Below are 19718 nucleotides of genomic sequence, written 5' to 3'. Positions count from 1 at the left end.
CCGCCGGTGGGTTACAGCCTGCGCCCCGTCGCCGGATCGAACAGATGCACGCGCGACGGATCCGGCGCGACCGTGACCAGATCGCCCCGCGCCAGGTCCGTCGCCCCGGGCAGGCGCAGCGTCATCGGCACGTCGCTGCCCGCGATCGTCCCGTAACCGAAGGCATCCGCGCCAAGCCGCTCGACCGAGCGCAACGACACCGGGATCCCCGCCGCAGCGGGATGCAGATCCTCGGGGCGGATCCCCAGGTGCAGCGGCCCGTCGGGCAGCGCGAGCGGCACCCGGTGCCCGCCCGGCAGTTCCGCCTGCCCCCCGCCGCAGCGCACCGGAAAGATGTTCATCGCCGGAGAACCGATGAACCCGGCGACGAATTCGCTGGCCGGGCGTTCGTAAACCTCTAGCGGCGTCGCGATCTGCTCGGCCACGCCCTTGTTCATCACGATCAGCCGGTCGGCGAGCGTCATCGCCTCGACCTGATCATGGGTGACGTAAAGCGAGGTCTGCCCGGTGCTCAGGTGCATCTCCTTGATCTGAAGCCGCATCTGCACCCGCAGCTTGGCATCCAGATTGGACAGCGGTTCGTCCAGCAGCAGCGCCGCGGGCTGGCGCACCAGCGCGCGCCCCATCGCCACCCGCTGCCGCTGCCCACCCGACAGCGCGCGGGGCTTGCGGTCCAGATAGGGTTCCAGCTCCAGCATCTTCGCGGCCTTCGCCACCCGCGCCGCGATCTCCGCCGCAGGCAGACGCGCGATCTTCAGCCCATAGGCCATGTTCTCGCGCACGTTCATATGGGGATAAAGCGCGTAGTTCTGGAACACCATCGCGATGTCGCGCGCGCGGGGTTCCAGCGCATTGACCACCCGCCCGCCGATTTCGATCGTTCCGGCGGTGATCTCTTCCAGCCCCGCCACCATCCGCAGCAGGGTGGATTTCCCGCAGCCCGAAGGCCCGACGATCACCACGAATTCGCCATCGGCAATATCCATGCTGATGCCGTGGATCACCTCGTTTCCGGCGTAAGCCTTGCGCACATCCTTGAGCCTGATCTCGGCCATTCACTTCTCCGTCTCGACGAGGCCCTTGACGAACCAGCGCTGCATCAGCACGACCACCAGGATCGGCGGCAGGATGGCCAGGACCGAGGTCACCATCACCAGGTTCCAGGGCGTATCTGCATCGGCAAAGGAGATCATCTTCTTCAGCGCGATGACGATGGTGTTCATGTCATTGGAATTCGTGACCAGCAGCGGCCACAGGTATTGGGTCCAGCCATAGATGAACTGGATCACGAAGATCGCCGCCACATTGGTCAGCGACAGCGGCCACAGAATATCGCGGAAGAACCGCCACGGACCCGCGCCATCCACCCGCGCGGCCTCAAGCAGTTCGTCCGGAATGGTCATGAAGAACTGCCGGAACAGCAGCGTCGCGGTCGCCGAGGCGATCAGCGGCAGGATCAGCCCCGCATAGGTGTCGATCAGGCCGAGATCCACCATCACCTTGTAGGTCGGCTGGATCCGCACCTCGACCGGCAGCATCAGCGTGATGAAGATCAGCCAGAAGCAGGTCATCCGGAACGGAAAGCGGAAGAACACGATCGCATAGGCCGAGGCCATCGAGATCGCGATCTTGCCGAGCGCGATGCCCATTGCGACCAGCGTCGTATTGCCCAGAAGCCGCCACAGGCTGACCCCGCCGATCCGGCTGACCCCGCCCGCGAAGGCTTCGGAATAATTCGCACCCGCCGCGCCGCCCGGCAGCAGGGGCAGCGGCGGGCGCAGGATCGTCTGTGTCGTGTGGGTGGAGGCGATGAAGACGTAATAGACCGGGAAGGCCACCACGATCACGCCCAGAACCATCCAGAAATGCGCCAGCATCCGGTCAGCGGGGCGCGGCGCCGTCGGGTCAGCCATAATGCACCCTCCGTTCGATGAACCGGAACTGCACCGCCGTCAGCGCGACGACGATCACCATCAGGATTACCGACTGCGCGGCCGAAGACCCGACGATCAGGTTCACGAAGCCGTCGTTGTAGACCTTGTACACCAGCGTTTCCGTCGCCTTGCCGGGGCCGCCGCCGGTGACCGCATGGATGATGCCGAAGGTGTCGAACAGCGCATAGACCGTGTTCACCACCAGCAGAAAGAAGGTCGTCGGCGTCAGCAGCGGGAAGACGATGGTCCAGAACGCCCGCCGCCGGGAGGCCCCGTCGATCGCCGCCGCTTCGAGCAGCGAGCGCGGAATCGCCTGCAACCCCGCGACGAAGAACAGGAAATTGTAGCTGATCTGCTTCCACGTCGCCGCCGCCACGACCAGCGCCATCGCCTGTTGGCCATCGAGCAGCGGGTTCCAGTCGATCCCCATCGCCTTCAGCGGCACCGAGAGCGTGCCGAAATTCGGGTTGAACATGAACAGCCACAGCATCCCGGCGATGGCCGGGGCGACCGCATAGGGCCAGATCATCAGCGTGCGGTAGATCCCCCTGCCCCGCACGATCTTTTCCGTCTGCACCGCCAGGAACAGCGCGATCGCCAGCGCCCCGAACGCCACCAGGCAGGAAAACACCACCGTCACCTGCAAGGCGTTCACATAGTTCGGATCCGACAGAACCCTGCGGAAATTGGCGAAGCCGACGAAGGTCGTCGTCAGGCCGAACGGATCCTCGCGCAGGACCGATTGCCGGAACGCCTGCGCCGCGGGCCAGTAGAAGAAGATCACCGTGATCGCAAGCTGCGGCGCCAGCAGCAGCCATGGCAGGATCCGGTGCGGAAAGACGGTCCGCCTCATGTCATGTCACCCTGTCAAAGTGGCCGCCCTCAGCCGCCGGAGGCCTCGCGGATCGCGGCATTGCCCCGCTCGACCGCATTCTTCAGCGCCTGTTCCGCGCTTTGCTGACCGGCAAGCATCTTTTCGTATTCCTCGTTCTGGATGTCGCGCAACTGCGGCAGGTTCGGCGCACGCACCCCCTTGGAATTGGCCGTCGGCGCCTTGCCCGACATTTGCAGCAGCGGTGTTTCGCGACCGGGGTTCTGCTCATAGAAGTCCGAGGCCTTCGTCGCCTCATAAGCAGCCATCGTCACCGGTAGATAGCCCGACTTTTCATGCAGATACTGCTGCACATCGGTCTGCGACAGATATTGGAAGAAGGCGGCGACACCCTTGTAGGTCTCGGCCGACTTGCCCCCCATCACCCACAGCGAGGCGCCGCCCGGCGTGGTGTTCTGCGGCGCGCCCGGGGCGGTTTCGTCATAGGGAAGCTGGCCGATGCCGTAGTTGATCCCCGACTTGATGATGTCGCCCAGCCCGCCCGAACTTTCGGTCAGGATGCCGCATTCGCCCGAGGTGAAATTCTGCTTCGCCTCCGAGGTCCGCCCGCCGTAGACGAACACCCCCTCCTTCGCCAGCTCCGCCAGTTCGCCGAAATGCTTGACGAACAGCGACCCGTCGATCTTCAGCTCCGGCGTGCCGCCAAGGCCGTTTTCGTTGCTGGCCCAGGGCGTGTCGTTCCAGGCGGCGAAGTTCTCGGTATGGATCCAGGTCAGCCAGGTCGAGGTATATCCGCAGCTTGCCGCCCCCGATGCCTTGATCTTGCGCGCGGCGGCCCAGACATCGGCCCAGGTTTTCAGCGGCGTGTCGTCGGACAGGCCCGCCTTCGCGAAGATGTCCTTGTTGTAGTAAAGGATCGGCGAGGAGGAATTGTAGGGGAAGGACAGCATCTGCCCCTCGGGCGTCGAATAATAGCCGACGATGCCCGGCAGGTACTGGCTCTTGTCGAAGGTATGGCCAGCCTCCTCCAGAACCTCCGCCACCGGCTTGATCGCGCCCCGCGCCCCCATCATCACGCCGGTGCCGACGTCGAAGACCTGGATGATGTCCGGCGCCTGCCCCGCGCGGAAGGCGGCGATGCCCGCGTTCAGCGTTTCGGGATAGGTGCCCTTGAACACCGGCTTCAGTTCATAGTCGGACTGGCTGGCGTTGAAATCGGCGGCGATCTTGGTGACCACCTCGCCATTCGCGCCGGCCATCGCATGCCACCATGAAATCTCGGTCTTGGCCTGCGCAGATGCAGGCAGCGCGGCCAGCGCCGCCAGCCACAGGAACGTGTGTTTCATCTGTCTTCCTCCCTTCGGGGCAAGATGGGGACGCGCCCCGGTTTCGCGGCCGCTCCCGACAGCCGCAAGGCGCATCCCGTCCTTGCGGACCGGCAATGGCCCATGATTTCGACCGAAATCCCCGGCTGTCAACCATTTGCCGCGGCATCGGGCAGGCGCGCGCCCGCCCCCGGTCGATTTCAGCGCGGACACAACCACGGATTTGCGACAGGAAGGTGACGGCCCGGCCCCCGAACGCGCAGGCGGAAAAGTCGCCCGGCGTCACGCAACCGTCATCTGACGTGGTTAATTGACGCAACTGTATAACGCTTTCGTCTGCACAGAGGACACCATGCGCACCCTGATCGCCGCACTCGCGGCCACCACCCTCCTCACCGGCACCGCTCAGGCACATATGATCATGCCGCTCGACCGGGCGACGATCCTTGTGAACGCGCCCTTCGACTTCAAGGTCGAGCTCGACAAGGTTCACCCCGAATCCGAGATCGCCGTCACCGTGAACGGCAAGCCCTACGCCGAGGTCTTCGGCAAGCCCGCCGCGTATGTCGCCGAGGAAAAGGACAAGGATGACAAGGTGTTGGGGTCGGCGCTGATCCTGCGCGATCTGGCGCTGGCCACGCCCGGCGACTATACCGTGACCGTGACGGCGGGCGGCGCGGAGAAGACCGTCACCTGGACCGTCTACGGCACGCCGGAGGCGCCGAAGGCGAAGAACATCATCTTCCTGCTGGGCGACGGGCTTTCGGTCGCGCACCGGACCTCGGCGCGGATCATGTCGAAGGGCATGGCGGACGGCAAGGCGAACGGCCGGCTGGCGATGGATGACCTCGACCATATGGCCTTCATCGGCACCTCCTCGACGCATTCGATCGCGACCAACTCGGCCAACACGATGTCGGCCTATATGACCGGGCACAAAAGCCGGGTGAACGCGCTTGGCGTCTATGCCGACCGCACGCCCGCGAGCCTTGACGATCCGAAGGTGGAAACCATCGCCGAGGCGCTGCGCCGCACCGGGAAGAAGTCGATCGGCATCGTCTCGACCGCCGAACTCGAAGACGCCACCCCGGCGGCGCTGGTCGCGCATACCCGCAAGCGCGCCGACAAGGCCGAGATCGTCGGCATGTTCTACGACGTGCAGCCCGATGTCGTGCTGGGCGGCGGTTCGGCCTATTTCCTGAAGTCCGACATTCCCGGCTCGAAGCGCAAGGACGACAAGGATTATATCCAGCTGTTCCGCGATGCGGGCTATAGCATCGCCACGACGAAGGCCGAACTGGCCGCCACGGCGGGCAGCAATTCGGGCAAGGTGCTGGGCCTGTTCCACACCGGCAACATGGACACCTGGCTCGACCGCAACCAGCTGAAGAAGGGCACGGCGGAGAAGTTCCCCGATCAGCCCGGGCTGGTGGACATGACGCAGGCGGCGCTGGATCAGCTTTCAAAGAACCCCGAGGGCTTCTTCCTGATGGTCGAGGCGGCATCGGTCGACAAGATGTCCCATCCGATGGATTGGGAGCGTGCCGTGCTCGAAACCATCGAGTTCGACCATGCGGTGGCCGTGGCGCGGGACTTTGCCGCGAAGAACCCGGACACGATGATCGTGGTGACCGGCGACCATACCCATGGCATTTCGCTGATCGGCACGATCGACGAGGACCGTCCCGGCACCGGCCGCGACAAGGTTGGCGTCTATGACGAGGCGGGCTTCCCGAACTATACCGATGCCGATGGCGACGGATACCCGGACCGCGTGGATGTGAGCCGCCACCTTGCGATCTTTGCCAGCAACTTCCCGGATTATTACGAAACCTGGGGGCCGAAGCTGGACGGTCCGTTTGAACCGGCGGTGAAGACCGAAACGGGCGAATATGTCGCGAACGAAGCCTATAACGTTCCCGGCGCGACCCTGCGCATCGGCAACCTGCCGAAGGACAATGACACCGCGGTTCATGCGGTCGATGACGTGGTGCTTCAGGCGACCGGCCCCGGCGCCGAGGGCTTCAAGGGCTATATGGAGCAGTCGGACGTCTATCGCGTGCTGGCCGAAACCTTCGCGCTTGGCGCGGCGAAATGAGCGTGGGGCCTTCGGGCCCCCCTCCTCTCTGGAGATGCCGATGATCACCCGCCGAACCTGCCTCGCCCTGCCGATGCTGGCCCTTGCGCGCCCGGCGCGGGCCGAGGTGCCGCAGATCACCTTTGATGAACTCTATGCCTCCTACAGCGCGCTTGGGCTGCAATTCTCGGAGAAGGTGAAGCTCCTGACCGGGCAGCAGGTGCAGATCCGGGGCTTCATGGCGCCGCCGTTGAAGGCGGAGGCGCAGTTCTTCGTGCTGACCAAAATCCCGATGGCGCTCTGCCCGTTCTGTTCGAGCGATTCCGACTGGCCGGACACGATCGTCGTGGTCTACCTCGACCGGCGGCAGACCTTCGTGCAGCCGAACCAGACGATCGAGGTGACGGGGCGGCTGGAGCGTGGTTCCTGGACCGACCCCGAAACCGGTTTCGTCAGCCAGCTGCGCCTGCGCGAAGCGGTGTATAGGATTGCATGATGCCGTCACTGGATTTGCAAGACATCGACGTCACCTTCCCCGGCCTCGCCGCGCCCGTGCTGCGGGTAGAGGCGCTGCGCATCACGGCGGGCGAGCATGTGGCGGTCACCGGACCGTCGGGTTCGGGAAAATCGACCTTTGTCAACATTATCACCGGGCTGGGGCGCCCCACGCGGGGCCGCGTGCTGTGGGGGGAGACCGACCTCACGACCCTCAGCGAAGGCGGGCGGGATCGCTGGCGCGGCGCCAATGTCGGGCTGGTGATGCAGGATTTTCACCTGTTCCCCGGCCTGTCGGCGCATGAAAACGTGCTGCTGCCCGCGCGGCTGTCGCGGGTGGCGGATGCGGCGCTGGTCGCGCGTGCCGGGGCGCTGCTGGTGCAGGTGGGCCTCATGCGGCCGGATCAGCCGGTCGAAACCATGTCGCGCGGCGAGATGCAGCGCGTGGCCGTGGCCCGTGCGCTCCTGCGCAACCCCGGGGTGATCGTCGCCGATGAGCCGACGGCCAGCCTCGACCCGCTCAACGGCGCGGCGATCGGCGCGCTGCTGTGCGATCTGGCCGGACAAACGGGCGCGACGCTGATCGTGGTGTCGCATGATGCGCGCCTGACCGGGCGGCTGTCGCGGCGGATTTCCCTCGAAGGCGGCGTGATCGTCGCGGATACTCAGGAGAAGCACGACATGATCCGCTTCGTCCTGTCGGACCTGCGCCGCCTCTGGGCGGGCTCGGTCGTGGTGGTGCTGCTGGTTGCGCTGGCGGTGGCGCTTGGCGTGGCGGTAACGTTGCAGGAACGCGCCCTGCGGCTGGGAAGCGCGCGGGCCTCGGATCAGTTCGATCTGATCGTGGGCGCGCCGGGGAGCGAAACGCAGTTGGTGCTGTCGTCGGTCTTTCTTCAGGCGGCGCCGCTACCCCTGATGCCGGGCGAGGTGCTGCAACGGCTCTCGGTGGATCCACGCGTGGCCTGGGCCGCGCCCATCGGCTTTGGCGACTTTCACCATGGTGATCCGATCGTCGGCACCACCACAGCACTGATCGCCGCCCTTTCGCCGGGCTTCACCGAGGGACGGATCTTCGCCGCCGAGGGCGAGGCCGTCGTGGGCGCCGCCATCGACCTGCGCCCGGGCGACATGATCACCCCCGAGCACGGCAAGCTATCGGAAGGCGGCGAGGTGCATGAGGGCACCGGCTACCGCGTCACCGGCCGGATGCAGCCCACCGGAACGCCCTGGGACCGCGCGATTCTGGTGCCGATTCAGGCGGTCTGGCATGTGCATGGGCTTGAGACCGGTCATGAGCATGACCATGAAGGGCATGACGACCACCATCACGGCGCAATCGACCCCGATGCGCCTCTGGCCGAGGATTGGACCGGGCGCGACCTTCCCGGCCTTCCGGCGATCCTCGTCAAGCCGAAGACCATCGCCGATGCCTACAAACTGCGGCAGGACTACCGCCAGAACGGCACGCTGGCGGTGTTTCCGGGCGAAGTGCTGACCGCGCTGTATGCGGCGCTTGGCGATGCGAAGCGGGTTCTGGGGGCGATCGCCGCCGGGGCGCAGGCTCTGGTGGCGGCGGCGCTGCTTTTGGTGACGGTGATCCATGTCGGCCAGCGGCGGCGGCAGATCGGGGCGCTTCGGGCCCTTGGCGCCCCGCGCGGGGCGGTGTTCGGCATCGTCTGGACCGAACTCTTCGCGTTGATCTGCATCGGCATCTTCCTCGGCTACGCGGTCGGGTTCGTCGCCGCACAGGGAATGTCGCGGCTGTTCAGCGCGGAACGCGGCTTTCCGCTGCCGGTCGCCTTCGCCGGATCCGACCTGAACGGCCTGCTGATCGTGCTGGCCGTGGCGGCGGGGATGGCCGTGCTGCCCGCCTGGCACGCCTATCGCCAGCCGCCCGCCGCCGCCCTGCGGGGGTGAGCCGGCGCTTGCATCCCGCGCGGGCGGTTCCTATGGTGCGCCAGCATAACAGGAACCGCCCGTGACCTCAGTTTCGCCCCTCCTCCGCCGCGTCCAGACCCTCATTCTGGACTCCCTGCCGCAGATGCAGGCGATGCGCTACGACATCACCTGGAAACCGGACGGCAGCCCCGTCACCGCCGCCGACCTGTTTCTGGAACACGAAATCTCGGCGCTGCTGCGGCGCGAACTGCCGGGGCTGCGCTGTCGGGCGAATTCTTGATCGAGGACATCCTGTTCATGTCCGCGCTTCAGGTCGCGCGGTAACGCGGGCGGGCGTAGAAGGTCTATATGGTCGGCTTCGATTTCCGCCCCGGCCTCGGCTATGCCCACCTCCCCGGGCGCCAGTTCGCGGCGGGCGACAGCCAGACCCGGGAAATCGTCATCGGCATGCAGGAGAGTTCGCCTCGTTGCTGGACGAACCCTCCTACCGCTTCGTGATGCAGTTCGACCCGCCGCTGGTGAAACTGCCCTCGACGATTTCGGAACATACCGATTACCTCGCCCATGTCGCGCAGACCTGTGACCGGGGTGTGGTTCTGTCCACCGGCATGACCGATCACCGCTATGAAAAATGGGTGCTGGAGACCTTTGCCCAGGCGCCGCAGCTTTATCTGATGCAGGCGAATTCGGCCTATCCGACCCCGCCCGCCGATTGCAACATCGGCGTCGTGCGGCATTACGACCGGCTGTCGAAGGCCGATCCGCGCATCATCCCGGCCTATTCCAGCCACGATCCCGGCTGGTTCGGCTCCGCGATGGCGGTGGCGGCGGGCGCGCGGATGGTGGAAAAGCACGTCAAGCTGGGCAATACCGACTGGGCGCATTTCGATGCGGTGGCGCTGGATCTGACGACCTCCTCCTTCCGCGATTATGTCGGCAAGATCCGCGAGGCGGAAATCCTCGTCGGCGCCGAGGAAAAGACCATCGCGCCTTCGGAACATCACAAATACCGCCGCAAGACCGGCTGACGGAAAGGGACAGCATGACGAAGATGATCGGGTTCATCCCCTGCCGCGCGGGCAGCGAGCGCGTGAAGCACAAGAACACCCGCCCCTTCGCGGGCTATGAGAACGGCCTGCTGGAACTGAAACTGCGGCAGATGCAGAAGGTCACCGGGCTGGACCGGATCATCGTCTCGTCGAACGATCCGCTGGTGCTCGACTATGCCGCGCGTTTCGCCGCCGAAGAGGACGCCCGCGTCACCCCCCTGCCCCGGCCCGAGGAATGGGGCAATTCGGCGACCTCGATGGGCGCCTTCATCGCCGATTACATCGCCCATCTGAGCGAGGACGGCGATATTTTCTGGACCCATGTCACCCATCCCTTCGCCACCGCCGCCGTCTATCAGCGCGCGCTGGACGCCTATCACCGGATCCGTGCGGAGGGCTATGACAGCCTGATCAGCGCAACCAGGCTACAGAAATTCCTGTGGCGCGACGGCAAGCCCTTCAACTACGACAACACCGTCGAACGCTGGCCTCGCAGCCAGGATATTACCCCGGTCTATGAAATCAACCATGCGATCTACGCGATGCCTTTCGCGCTGATGCGCGAAACCCGCGACCGGATCGGCCACAAGCCCTATTTCTTCGAGATGGAAGAAGCCGAGTCGATGGATATCGACTGGGAGGAACAGTTCCTGCTGATGGACGAGATCGCCCGCGCCCGGCGGCAGAACGGCCTGTCATTGCTCTGAGCCGGCGTTCGGCCCGGGCATGTGGCCGGTTCGGCACGGTGGCCGTGGGACAAGTCCACCATGCGGTCGCCCTCGGATCGCGATCGGCGCCCCATGACGTCCGGACGCTCCGCGATGATTCCCGACCGGCGGACAGGCCCCGGCGCGCAACGCAGTGATAACGGGATCCCCCCGCAGGCGTAAGGCACATGCCCCTGTGTCCGGGGGGGGCCGTATTTCCCCTGATCCGGTTGCCACCTCCATCCTCCACGCCAGAGATTCGGGGGATAGGCCGCATGATCCGCCGCGCGCCCGGCCCAACCTGAACGGCATTTGGCGGGCAAACCGGCGATGGCCGAACGACTCACCTCTGGGGCGGGCAAGCCCACCATGCCCCAATCTGATGCCCGCGGTTCGTCTCGCCACAGGTTCCCCGCGGTGCTTGGCATCCTCCGCTCCCTGGCCCTGCTGCGGCAAGACCTCCGCTCCGTATGAGTGCAACAGGAGTCGCGGCCACTCGCATGAGCACTGATCAACAAAAGTCTCCGCCGGTCTATTGACACCGACCACATCATGGGCCAAAAGCAGCCTCAGTGGAGCGGGGCTGTAGCTCAGTTGGGAGAGCGCATCGTTCGCAATGATGAGGTCAGGGGTTCGATTCCCCTCAGCTCCACCATTTTCCGTTGATTTGTAAGCGAAGCATAACAGTGCAAATCGGAAGCATAAGCTTGCAAAGCACCTGTCAACATGTTTTTGATGCACAGAACGACGTTCTCGCGAAAGTAACATCGGGCTTGGGCGTGCTTCAATCTCAATCACGTCGCGTAACCAGCGCATCGACAGTCCTTCCGTTGGCATCTCAGCCCCCTCGCTCAAACGAAGGGCGTGGACCTTGGCCGGATTGACCTGGTGATTGGCTATGCCCCGATCCGGGTGGGTTCGGAGATCAGGGAAGCGGCCCTGACCCAGATCCGTCGGACGGTGCGTTCGGGCCGTGATCCCGTCGGGCGAAGGTCTTCCTTGTGAGCCAGCCGATCGACTTCCGGAAGGGGATGGACTCCCTTCTCGCCCTGGTGCGCGACAGCGGCAGCGATCCGTTCAGCTGGGCGCTCTATGTGTTCCGCACCGAGCATGCGGGCAGGATCTGGATCGTCTGGTGGGTGAGCCATCGCGGCGCCCTTGCTGTTGTGGCTTGCTCCCGCTCCCGGCATGGCACTGTGCCACATTGGGTGCTGTCACACGAACCCATGAAGGGAGCCATCCATGAAGGAGATTACCACGGTCGGGCTCGATCTGGCCAAGAACGTGTTCCAAGTGCATGCCGTTGATGCCGCCGGAAGGGTCGCCATCAGGCGACAGGTCCGGCGGGCGCAGATGCTGCTGTTCTTCTCGCGTCTCGCCCCCTGCCTGATCGGCATGGAAGCCTGTGCCGGAGCGCATTACTGGGCGCGAGAGCTGACGAAGTTCGGCCATGAGGTGCGGCTGATCCCGCCGTCATACGTCAAACCCTTCGTCAAGCGAGAAAAGACCGATGGTGAGGAGGACCGTGGCTGCGGTGCAGCCGCGTAAGCCGACGAACGACGCGGAGGCGATCTGCACGGCCGTCTTGCAACCGACGATGCGCTTCGTGCCGATCAAGAGTGAGGTCCAGCAGGCGGTACTGATGAGCCACCGGGCACGGGATTTCCTCGTCCGGCAACTGACCCAGCTTGCGAATGCGATCCGCGCCCATCTCGGGGAATTCGGCATCGTGGTGCCGAAGGGCATCCACAACATGAACCGCCTCGTCGCCGAGGCGGAGGCGGCGGATCTGCCGCCCGAGGCGCGCATGCCGCTCGATCTGCTGGTCGGGCAATTCGCCGACACGAAGGTGCGCATCGACGCCATCACCACCGACCTGCGCCGTGCCGCCGAGGCGGATGAGACCGCTCGGCGGCTGCAAACGATGCCGGGCCTCGGCCCGATCACGGCCAGTGTCCTTGCTGCCATGCTGCCGGACATGTCGGCCTTCCGCTCGGCCCGCGACCTGTCGGTCTGGCTTGGTCTGACGCCGAAGCCGCATTCCAGTGGTGGCAAGGAGCGGCTGGGGGCGATCTCGAAGATGGGCAAGCTACATTCGGCGGCTGCTCTGCCTTGGCGCCATGGGGGTGATTTCCACCCGCAAACGGACTGATCCGGGCGAGGACTGGCTGGGGTGCATGCTGGGGAAAAACCGCTGAAACTCATCGCCATCGCGCTGGCCAACCGCATGGCGCGTCAGATCTGGGCGATGCTGAGAGGCCCGTGCCGCCGCGCGCCAGTCCGTCTCCGCCCCCATCGTCACCGGCCTCTTCACGCTCTGGCAGCAGACCTTGCCGCGCATCTCCGGTAAATCGAAGCTGGCCGAGGCCATGCGCTATGCCATCTCCCGCCGCGAAATCTTCGAGCGGTTCCTTACCAATGGTCTGGTCGAGTTGGACTCCAACATCGTCGAGCGCGCCATCAGACCCCAGACGATCACACGGAAGAGCAGCCTGTTCGCCGGGTCAGATGGCGGTTGCCGCACATGGGCCACCATCGCCCCCCTCCTGCAAACCCGCCGGATGAACAGCGTCGATCCGACCGCCTGGCTCAGCCAGACCCTGAGCCGCATCGCAAACCAATGGCCGAGCGCCCATCTCGGCGCCCTCATGCCATGGAATTACAGAACCTGAACGGGCGACGCTCCACGCTTGCGCTATTGGACTTCTCCCGACCAGGGAAACCCACCGACAACTGCTTCATCGAGGCGTTCAACAGCAAGCTGCGGGCGGAATGCCTGAACGCCCACTGGTTCATGGATCTTGCGGACGCCCGCGAAAAGTTGGAGGCTTGGCGCAGAGACTACAACGAGATCCGGCGCTCACAGCGCGATCGGTTACAACGTGCCGATCGACCTGCATATTCCCGGTGGCGCAACCAGCCCGCCCCCCGTGATCAGAGCCGCAAAACTCCAGATCGCGGCGGTCCAAGGTCTGGGCTCAGAGCAACGGCCCTCGGCGGAGGCTTGCTTTTCCAGCGCCACTTCGATGCATTATTATAACTTCATGCCACCAGGCGCGCTGCGGAACCTTTTGCAAAATTGATCCAGTCAACATATCTTTTTATACCTCCGGAACTGTATTGAAACGCGACATCAAGCACGTCAATTCTGGTGGAACTGAGGGCAATGCCCGTTTTTCGGATTTCAAGAGCAGACTTTTTGGATTTGTGTGCGATAAAATTCCGCATACGCCGGAGATCCCCAATAGGCCAAGGCGTTACCCCAAGCTCTGCCGCTATCTGATGTTGATTCGAAACATCAAGGCGAATAGCAGCGTTAATAGCCTCATCCGGCAAATACCAATCCGGTTCAGACTTCCGGCGGGGATAGGTCTCAATCAACTTATGTGCAGCTGCCTCCCTGGAACGCAAGCGGGGATATTTTCTTGAAGTGATCGGTCCTGAACTATTTTCGAAATTTCCAGTCGCGCTATCCAATATGAGACCCCGAATAAAGTTCTCCCACTCAATTTGTATCTGAATAAGCGCCTTTTCCGCCGAAAATACGCGTTCCGAAGTTCTGGGTATCGGTGCGTCGATCATCGATATGATGTCGGCAAGATGATCCAGATGGGCATTGAAGCGGGGTATCCTACGCGCCAGCAACATCACGTGAAATCGCCCTCACAACGGCCTCAAATCGGACTTTCCGCGAAGAAATACGGTGTGTGGTGCTCTTTGTTGCTGCTACAAATTGAGAATGCTGCCCTTGTTCCTCGGAATCGTCATCGAGCGCCTGCGCCAAGGTTGCGAGATTAACTGCAGCTCTATCCCAATCCACCCCGCGCCCGGAGAACTGGTTGACGCCTTCGGTGACCTTAGAATTTGGCAAGTATCCGTTCAGAAATGCCACAGCAGAAAACAGTATCAGAAAATTCGGCGCATCGAAGAATGTCGTTTCGGAAAAGTCATCCTTTGTATGTTCGATTATTTGAGAAATCGTCCTATCCAAGTGATCGCGCAGCGTCAAAAAATATTCATCTCCTTCGGACTTCTTTGCCTTATAATAGCGTGTGATCTGAGTCTCTCCCCCATCGCCAAGACCTCGGTCCAATGCAATGAACATTTCGGCAATCAGTGTGGTGTGCTTTAGCCGAACAGTGTCGCGCGTCGAGACTACCTTTAATTCACTCCAGAGAACCGACCATTCTCTTGCCGCTTCGTATATGGCCCATTTCACCGGCTCAGAAAACTCTGCGTGCCTTAGCTCGGCGGGTGTGACCTTTACGCTGTAGGAATTTAAACGAGCGAACACCTCAAGAACTTCGGCATCGGAAGCATTCACTAGCTGAACGACCGGGATGCGATATGATAGGAATCTCTCTTGGTCTTCGACAGATAAATCACGATATGTATTGCCTTTAAAGTTTGGCGACTTTGAGGTGAGCTTGAGACTGCTCGACGCAAACTCAAGGATTGCACGCAGTCGCTGCTGTCCGTCAACGACGTTAGCGTCCGAGGACGTGGTGTAATTTCAGCGCCGTCGCCGGTGTCATCCCGGGTGGCCATCGAGGTGTATGGTCGAGGTGGAGTTTCGACGCTTCAACCACGAACCTTACGGAGACCCCGATGACCAAATCCAACATGGACCTGTCCGAGCTTCTGGCCAAGCACGATCAGGGCGACTTCCTGCGCGGCATTGCCGAGGCCGTCCTTCAACTGATCATGGAGAGCGATGTCGATGGCCTGATCGGCGCCGGCCGGCATGAGCGCAACGGCGAGCGCACGACCTGGCGCAACGGGTATCGAGAGCGCGCTCTCGATACCCGTTTGGGCACCTTGAACCTGCGGGTGCCGAAGCTCAGGCAGGGCAGTTACTTTCCCGGCTTCCTGGAGGCGCGCAAAACCTCCGAGCAGGCGCTTGTCGCCGTCATTCAAGAAGCCTGGATCGGTGGCGTCTCGACCCGCCGCGTGGACGAGCTGGTGCAGGCCATGGGGCTGTCGGGCATCTCCAAGAGCACGGTGTCGAAGCTGTGCAAGGATATCGACGAGCGGGTCGGCGAGTTCCTCAACCGCCCGCTGACCGGCGACTGGCCCTATCTCTGGCTGGATGCCACCTATCTGAAGGTGCGCCAGGGTGGGCGCATCGTGCCCGTGGCGGCCATAATCGCCGTCGCTGCCAACACCGAAGGCAGGAGGGAAATCATCGGTCTGGGCATTGGTCCGTCCGAAGCCGAGACCTTCTGGACCGAGTTCCTGCGGTCGCTCAAGGCCCGCGGGATCGGAGGCGTGCGGCTGGTCATCAGCGACGCCCATACCGGCCTCAAGGCCGCCATTGCCCGGGTCTTCGAGGCCACGTGGCAGCGGTGCCGCGTTCACTGGATGCGCAACGCTCTGGCCCATGTCTCGCGCGGCCAGCACACCGTCATCGCCGCGGCGATCCGCCAGGCTTTCGACCAACCCGACCGCACCCATGCCGGTGAGACTTGGCGGAAGGTCTCAGAGCAGTTGCGCCCGCGCAGGCCCAAGCTGGCAGACCTCATGGACGCCAGCGAGCACGACGTCCTGGCATACATGTCCTTTCCGCGACAGCACCGCACCAAGCTGCATTCGACCAACCCGATCGAGCGCCTGAACAAGGAGGTGAAGCGCCGCGCCGATGTCGTCGGCATCTTCCCTAACGAGGCCTCCATCATGCGTCTGATCGGCGCAGTGCTGTTCGAGCAGAACGACGAATGGCAGACCGCAAGCCGCTACATGATGGTCGAGGCCTTCGCCCAGATCGACAAGGAGGAGATCGACCCCATTCTCAGCATCACAACGAAAGCCGCCTGATCATGCCCTCAGGCCATCCGGGAATTTACACCACCTTGACGGACGTGACCTCAACGACTTCCCGCACCGTCGTTTGCGCCTGTGAGTTTAGTTTGGTGCGGAAGTAGATCTGAGGCATAGGTAGGTCATTCAAGATGGTGTCTATGAGAAAGACTTTCGCTGAAGGACTCCAGACTGAGCCTCTTTGAAACTCAGGAGACAAAACCAGTTGCTTTTTGGTATTCCATTCGATGAAATCCGAAACAGTGTAGGTCTGAGGGATGCTTGAACATGATTGTTCCTTGCTCCAACTGATGGAGTTTATAACTGGACGCCTCTATGGCCTCTATTTCCGTTCAATTCAAGGCTGACCCGATGCAGTGGACGCCGAAGAACACCACCCAACCGCCTTCTGAGCTTACCAAGCGGGATCGAGGCGGCTGGCTGCGGCCTCTCTTCTTACCCCCCGACTGACAACAAAGGAGGTCTGGCCTCTTCTCTCCTATTATCACGCCACCCGCTCCCTCAGCGCCTCATACAGCCGCCCCGGCCCCATCAGCGCGGCTTTCAGCCCGTCCTGGATCGCCTGTGACTCCAGTGCCTGGCGACTCATGGCCGAATGGGCGTCGAGAGCGCCGATGATCGCGTCCAGAAGCGCGGTCTTCAGTACCGGCGAGTTGTCGAACTGCTCCTTCTGGTTGCTACCGGCCTGCTGGGAGAGGGTTTCGTTCTCCAACAGCTTGCCCTTGATCGCCATGGCATAGGAAAGCTGGTCATTGTCCGTCACCCCGGTGAACAGGTCGTTCATCTTCGACAGGATCTCGGACAGCAGCGCCTTTTCCTTGTCCTGCACCTCGCCAGAGCCGGTCTCGGTCATCGGCTTCAGCTTCTCAGCCGCGCTGCCCAGGGTCAGGTTCGTCTTGTCCTTGGCGGTCAGCTTGTGGTGCGTCAGTTCCACCTTGCTGAGGTCCACGCCCTCCCGCTCGCGGCCAAAATCCAGAAGTGGGATCAGGCGGCGGTAGAAGATGCTGCGCGCCTCGATGGCGGTCGAGCCATAGTCGAAGATCTGCGACAGGAAACTGTAGAGCCGCAGGAAGGCCCCCATATTGGCCTTGAACAGGGTCAGCGCGTCCTGGGTCTGCTTGGCAACCAACGCCGCCCGGTCGTCGCCAGCGGCGCGGGCGGCGATCCCGGCCTCCTTCGCGGTGCGGAAGGATTTCAGCAGCCGGTCGGCCACAGGCTCGATGGCGGCGGAGAGGCTGGCGTGGCTGGCCTTGGGGTTGAGTTCAGCACGGACCACGCGATCCACCTCGTAATCGTCGTAATAGCCAAGCGCATCCAGCTTTGCCCGCAGGTCCAGCACCTGATCCGGGTCGGTCACCGCCTCCAGTTCCGCCGTCTCGTAATAGGTGCGGAAGGCAGTCAGGATGTCCTCGGCGCTGTTGGCGAAATCGAGGATATAGGTCGTATCCTTGGTGATCCCGCCCGCAGAATACGCCCGGTTCAGCCGCGACAGCGTCTGCACCGCCTGGATGCCCGCCAGCCGCCGATCAACATACATGCCGCACAAAAGCGGCTGGTCGAAGCCGGTCTGGAACTTGTTCGCCACGATCAACACGTGGAACTCCGGCCCCTTGAATGTCTCGCGAATGTCGCCGCGCAGGCCGGGGTTCAGCACCTTCGACGTCTCGGTGAAGGGATCGGGGCCGCTGTCGGGGTCGACCACCTCGCCCGAGAAAGCCACCAGCGTGCCCAGCCCATAGCCCTTTTCCGCGATGTATTTCTGCATGGCGATCTGCCAGCGCACCGCCTCCCTGCGGCTTTCGACCACCACCATCGCCTTGGCCTGACCGTCCAGCAGCGGCATCACCATGGCGCGGTAATGCTCGACCACGATGGCGACCTTCTGGGCGATGTTCCAAGGATGCAGCTTCACCCATTGCATCAGCGCCTTCTGCGCCGCGCCGCGCTCGACCTCGCGGTCGTCCATCTCCTCGCCACCATTCGCCAGCCGAAAGGCCAGCGCATAGGGCGTGTAGTTCTTCAGCACGTCGAGGATAAACCCCTCCTCGATGGCCTGCCGCATCGAATAGACATGGAACGGTTCGGGCAGGTTCCCCGGTCCGGCGGGCGCGGCGGGGTCGGGGCGACGACCGAACAGTTCCAGCGTCTTGGCCTTGGGCGTCGCGGTAAAGGCGATGAAGCTGATCCCCGACGATCCCGCCTTCGCCGCCATGTTCGCGGCCAGTACGTCCTCGGCGCTGATCTCACCGCCGTCCTGCATCTCGGCCAGTTCCTCGGCCGACAGCACCTGCTTCAGCTTCGAGGCCGCCTCGCCGGTCTGGCTGGAATGGGCCTCGTCGGCGATCACCGCGAAACGCTTGCCGCTGGTCGCCGCCAGATCCTGCACCGCCTTCAGCGCAAAGGGAAAGGTCTGGATGGTGCAGACGACGATCTTCTTGCCACCCGCCAGCGCCTCGGCCAGTTGTCCGCTCTTCGCCCCCGCCTCGCCCGTTATCGTCGCCACAACGCCGGTCGTGCGCTCGAAGGCAAAGATCGCCTCCTGCAACTGGGTGTCAATCACGTTGCGATCCGACACCACCACGACCGACGAAAAAATCTTCTCGTCCCGCGCGTCATGCAGATCGGCCAGCAGATGTGCCGTCCAGGCGATGGAGTTGGTCTTGCCCGACCCCGCCGAATGCTGGATCAGGTATTTCCCGCCCGGCCCTTCCTCCAGCACCGCCGCGCGCAACCGGCGGGTGGCGTCCAGCTGGTGGAAGCGCGGGAAAATCATGCCGGTCAGGTGCTTTTTCGCATCCCGCACCCCGACCATATAGCGGCCCAAAATCTCCAGCCAGCTTTCCCGCGCCCAGATTTCTTCCCACAGATAGGCGGTGCGGTGGCCGTTCGGATTGACCGGATTGCCCGCAGCACCATGGTCGCCCTTGTTGAAGGGCAGAAAGCGTGTGTCCGCTCCGGCCAGCCGCGTGGTCATCATCACCTCGCGGTCGGACACCGCGAAATGCACCAATGCGCCGCCGGGGAAGGACAGCAGCGGCTCGGGTTTCTTGCCCTTTTCCTGCGGGTTGCGGTCGAAGCGGTATTGATCGACGGCATCCTGAACGCTCTGGGTGAAATCGGTCTTCAGCTCCACCGTCGCGACGGGCAGGCCGTTCAGGAACAGCACCAGATCGAGGCAGTTCCCATTCGCCTCGGAATAGCGCAACTGGCGGATGACGCGCAGGCGGTTGACCTGATAGCGCGCGGTGATCTCGGGGTTCATGCCCATGGCGGGGCGGAACTGGGTCAGGGTCAGCGGCGCGCGCAGGCCCACCAGGTCGATTCCCCGACGCAGCACGTCGAGCGTGCCGCGGGTGTTCAACTGCTTGCGCAGGCGGTCAAAGATCGCCGCCTCGCCATGCCGGGCCTTTGCCTCGGCCCAGGCATCGGGCTGGGTTTCGTCGAGCCAGGCCACCAGATCGGCGGGGAACAGCGCGCGGGCACGGTCATATCCGGCAGCGTCGCCGGGGGCATGAAGCCAGCCATGCGCGGCAAGATGGTCGCAGATCACATCCTCGAAGCCGATTTCCCTATGCGTGGCCAT

Annotated in this window: 15 protein-coding genes, 1 tRNA gene and 4 pseudogenes; 13 read left to right on the top strand and 7 right to left on the bottom strand. The window is 63.4% G+C overall.

Annotated features, from left to right (window positions below; all coding sequences use genetic code 11):
* Positions 1–11 precede the first annotated feature (11 nt).
* From QM789_RS07915 to ugpB, 4 genes are read right to left on the bottom strand one after another with little or no spacing between them, the layout of a single operon-like run.
* Complete coding sequence (locus QM789_RS07915) at positions 12–1055, bottom strand: sn-glycerol-3-phosphate import ATP-binding protein UgpC (RefSeq protein ID WP_420351392.1); 1044 nt, start codon at positions 1053–1055, stop codon at positions 12–14.
* On the bottom strand, positions 1056–1913 hold the full coding sequence (gene ugpE, locus QM789_RS07910) for a sn-glycerol-3-phosphate ABC transporter permease UgpE (protein WP_420351391.1): 858 nt from the start codon (positions 1911–1913) through the stop codon (positions 1056–1058).
* Positions 1906–2787, bottom strand: coding sequence for a sn-glycerol-3-phosphate ABC transporter permease UgpA (ugpA, locus tag QM789_RS07905; protein WP_420351390.1), 882 nt, complete (start codon positions 2785–2787; stop codon positions 1906–1908). Before ugpA ends, ugpE begins: the two co-directional genes overlap by 8 nt.
* Before the next feature lie 29 nt (positions 2788–2816).
* On the bottom strand, positions 2817–4112 hold the full coding sequence (gene ugpB / locus QM789_RS07900) for a sn-glycerol-3-phosphate ABC transporter substrate-binding protein UgpB (protein WP_420351389.1): 1296 nt from the start codon (positions 4110–4112) through the stop codon (positions 2817–2819).
* A gap of 331 nt (positions 4113–4443) precedes the next feature.
* Here ugpB and QM789_RS07895 point away from each other — a divergent pair, with 331 nt between their 5' ends.
* The 12 genes and pseudogenes from QM789_RS07895 to QM789_RS07840 all read left to right on the top strand — a co-directional run.
* Positions 4444–6189, top strand: coding sequence for an alkaline phosphatase (locus tag QM789_RS07895; RefSeq protein WP_420351388.1), 1746 nt, complete (start codon positions 4444–4446; stop codon positions 6187–6189).
* A gap of 40 nt (positions 6190–6229) precedes the next feature.
* A complete protein-coding gene (locus QM789_RS07890; protein WP_420351387.1) occupies positions 6230–6664 on the top strand; it encodes a hypothetical protein in 435 nt (144 codons plus the stop codon).
* The gene (locus QM789_RS07885; protein ID WP_420351386.1) at positions 6664–8580 is read left to right on the top strand and encodes an ATP-binding cassette domain-containing protein; all 1917 of its coding nucleotides are present in this window, start codon (positions 6664–6666) and stop codon (positions 8578–8580) included. Before QM789_RS07890 ends, QM789_RS07885 begins: the two co-directional genes overlap by 1 nt.
* Positions 8581–8641: 61 nt before the next feature.
* Positions 8642–8842 (top strand): hypothetical protein, encoded by a 201-nt coding sequence (locus QM789_RS07880; RefSeq protein ID WP_420351385.1) that lies wholly within the window; start codon positions 8642–8644, stop codon positions 8840–8842.
* A gap of 68 nt (positions 8843–8910) precedes the next feature.
* Entirely contained in the window at positions 8911–9060 is a 150-nt protein-coding gene (locus QM789_RS07875; protein ID WP_420351384.1) for a hypothetical protein, read from the top strand.
* Positions 9030–9590, top strand: a complete 561-nt coding sequence (locus QM789_RS07870) for an N-acetylneuraminate synthase family protein (RefSeq protein ID WP_420351383.1) — start codon at positions 9030–9032, stop codon at positions 9588–9590. Before QM789_RS07875 ends, QM789_RS07870 begins: the two co-directional genes overlap by 31 nt.
* 14 nt (positions 9591–9604) lie before the next feature.
* Positions 9605–10318 (top strand): cytidylyltransferase domain-containing protein, encoded by a 714-nt coding sequence (locus QM789_RS07865; protein ID WP_420351382.1) that lies wholly within the window; start codon positions 9605–9607, stop codon positions 10316–10318.
* Between the two features lie 579 nt (positions 10319–10897).
* Positions 10898–10973, top strand: a tRNA-Ala gene (locus QM789_RS07860).
* Between the two features lie 346 nt (positions 10974–11319).
* Positions 11320–11625: an IS66 family insertion sequence element accessory protein TnpB gene (gene tnpB, locus QM789_RS07855; RefSeq protein WP_420351381.1), complete on the top strand. Its 306-nt coding sequence runs from the start codon at positions 11320–11322 to the stop codon at positions 11623–11625.
* A pseudogene (locus tag QM789_RS07850) lies at positions 11561–12668 on the top strand (IS110 family transposase). Before tnpB ends, QM789_RS07850 begins: the two are co-directional and overlap by 65 nt.
* A pseudogene (locus QM789_RS07845) lies at positions 12574–12990 on the top strand (IS66 family transposase); the annotation flags it as partial. The pseudogenes QM789_RS07850 and QM789_RS07845, both read left to right, overlap by 95 nt.
* A 26-nt stretch (positions 12991–13016) precedes the next feature.
* Positions 13017–13175: pseudogene (locus tag QM789_RS07840) on the top strand (integrase core domain-containing protein); the annotation flags it as partial.
* 185 nt (positions 13176–13360) lie between these two features.
* Here the strand turns inward: QM789_RS07840 and QM789_RS07835 are convergent.
* Together QM789_RS07835 and QM789_RS07830 are read right to left on the bottom strand one after the other, a co-directional pair.
* Positions 13361–13969 carry a hypothetical protein gene (locus QM789_RS07835; RefSeq protein ID WP_420351380.1) on the bottom strand — a complete coding sequence of 203 codons (609 nt, stop codon included), beginning with the start codon at positions 13967–13969 and terminating at the stop codon, positions 13361–13363.
* Positions 13950–14807 (bottom strand): annotated as a pseudogene (locus QM789_RS07830) (GmrSD restriction endonuclease domain-containing protein); the annotation flags it as partial. The gene QM789_RS07835 and the pseudogene QM789_RS07830, both read right to left, overlap by 20 nt.
* 119 nt (positions 14808–14926) lie before the next feature.
* On the opposite strand from QM789_RS07830, the gene QM789_RS07825 reads away from it, so the two are divergent.
* Positions 14927–16132 carry an IS256 family transposase gene (locus QM789_RS07825; protein ID WP_420351379.1) on the top strand — a complete coding sequence of 402 codons (1206 nt, stop codon included), beginning with the start codon at positions 14927–14929 and terminating at the stop codon, positions 16130–16132.
* A gap of 487 nt (positions 16133–16619) precedes the next feature.
* On the opposite strand, the gene QM789_RS07820 is transcribed toward QM789_RS07825, so the two are convergent.
* Complete coding sequence (locus QM789_RS07820; RefSeq protein WP_420351378.1) at positions 16620–19718, bottom strand: type I restriction endonuclease subunit R; 3099 nt, start codon at positions 19716–19718, stop codon at positions 16620–16622.

This window comes from Paenirhodobacter sp. (assembly GCF_047600745.1).
GTDB lineage: Bacteria > Pseudomonadota > Alphaproteobacteria > Rhodobacterales > Rhodobacteraceae > Rhodobacter.
This window is presented reverse-complemented; position numbering and strand designations above follow the sequence as displayed.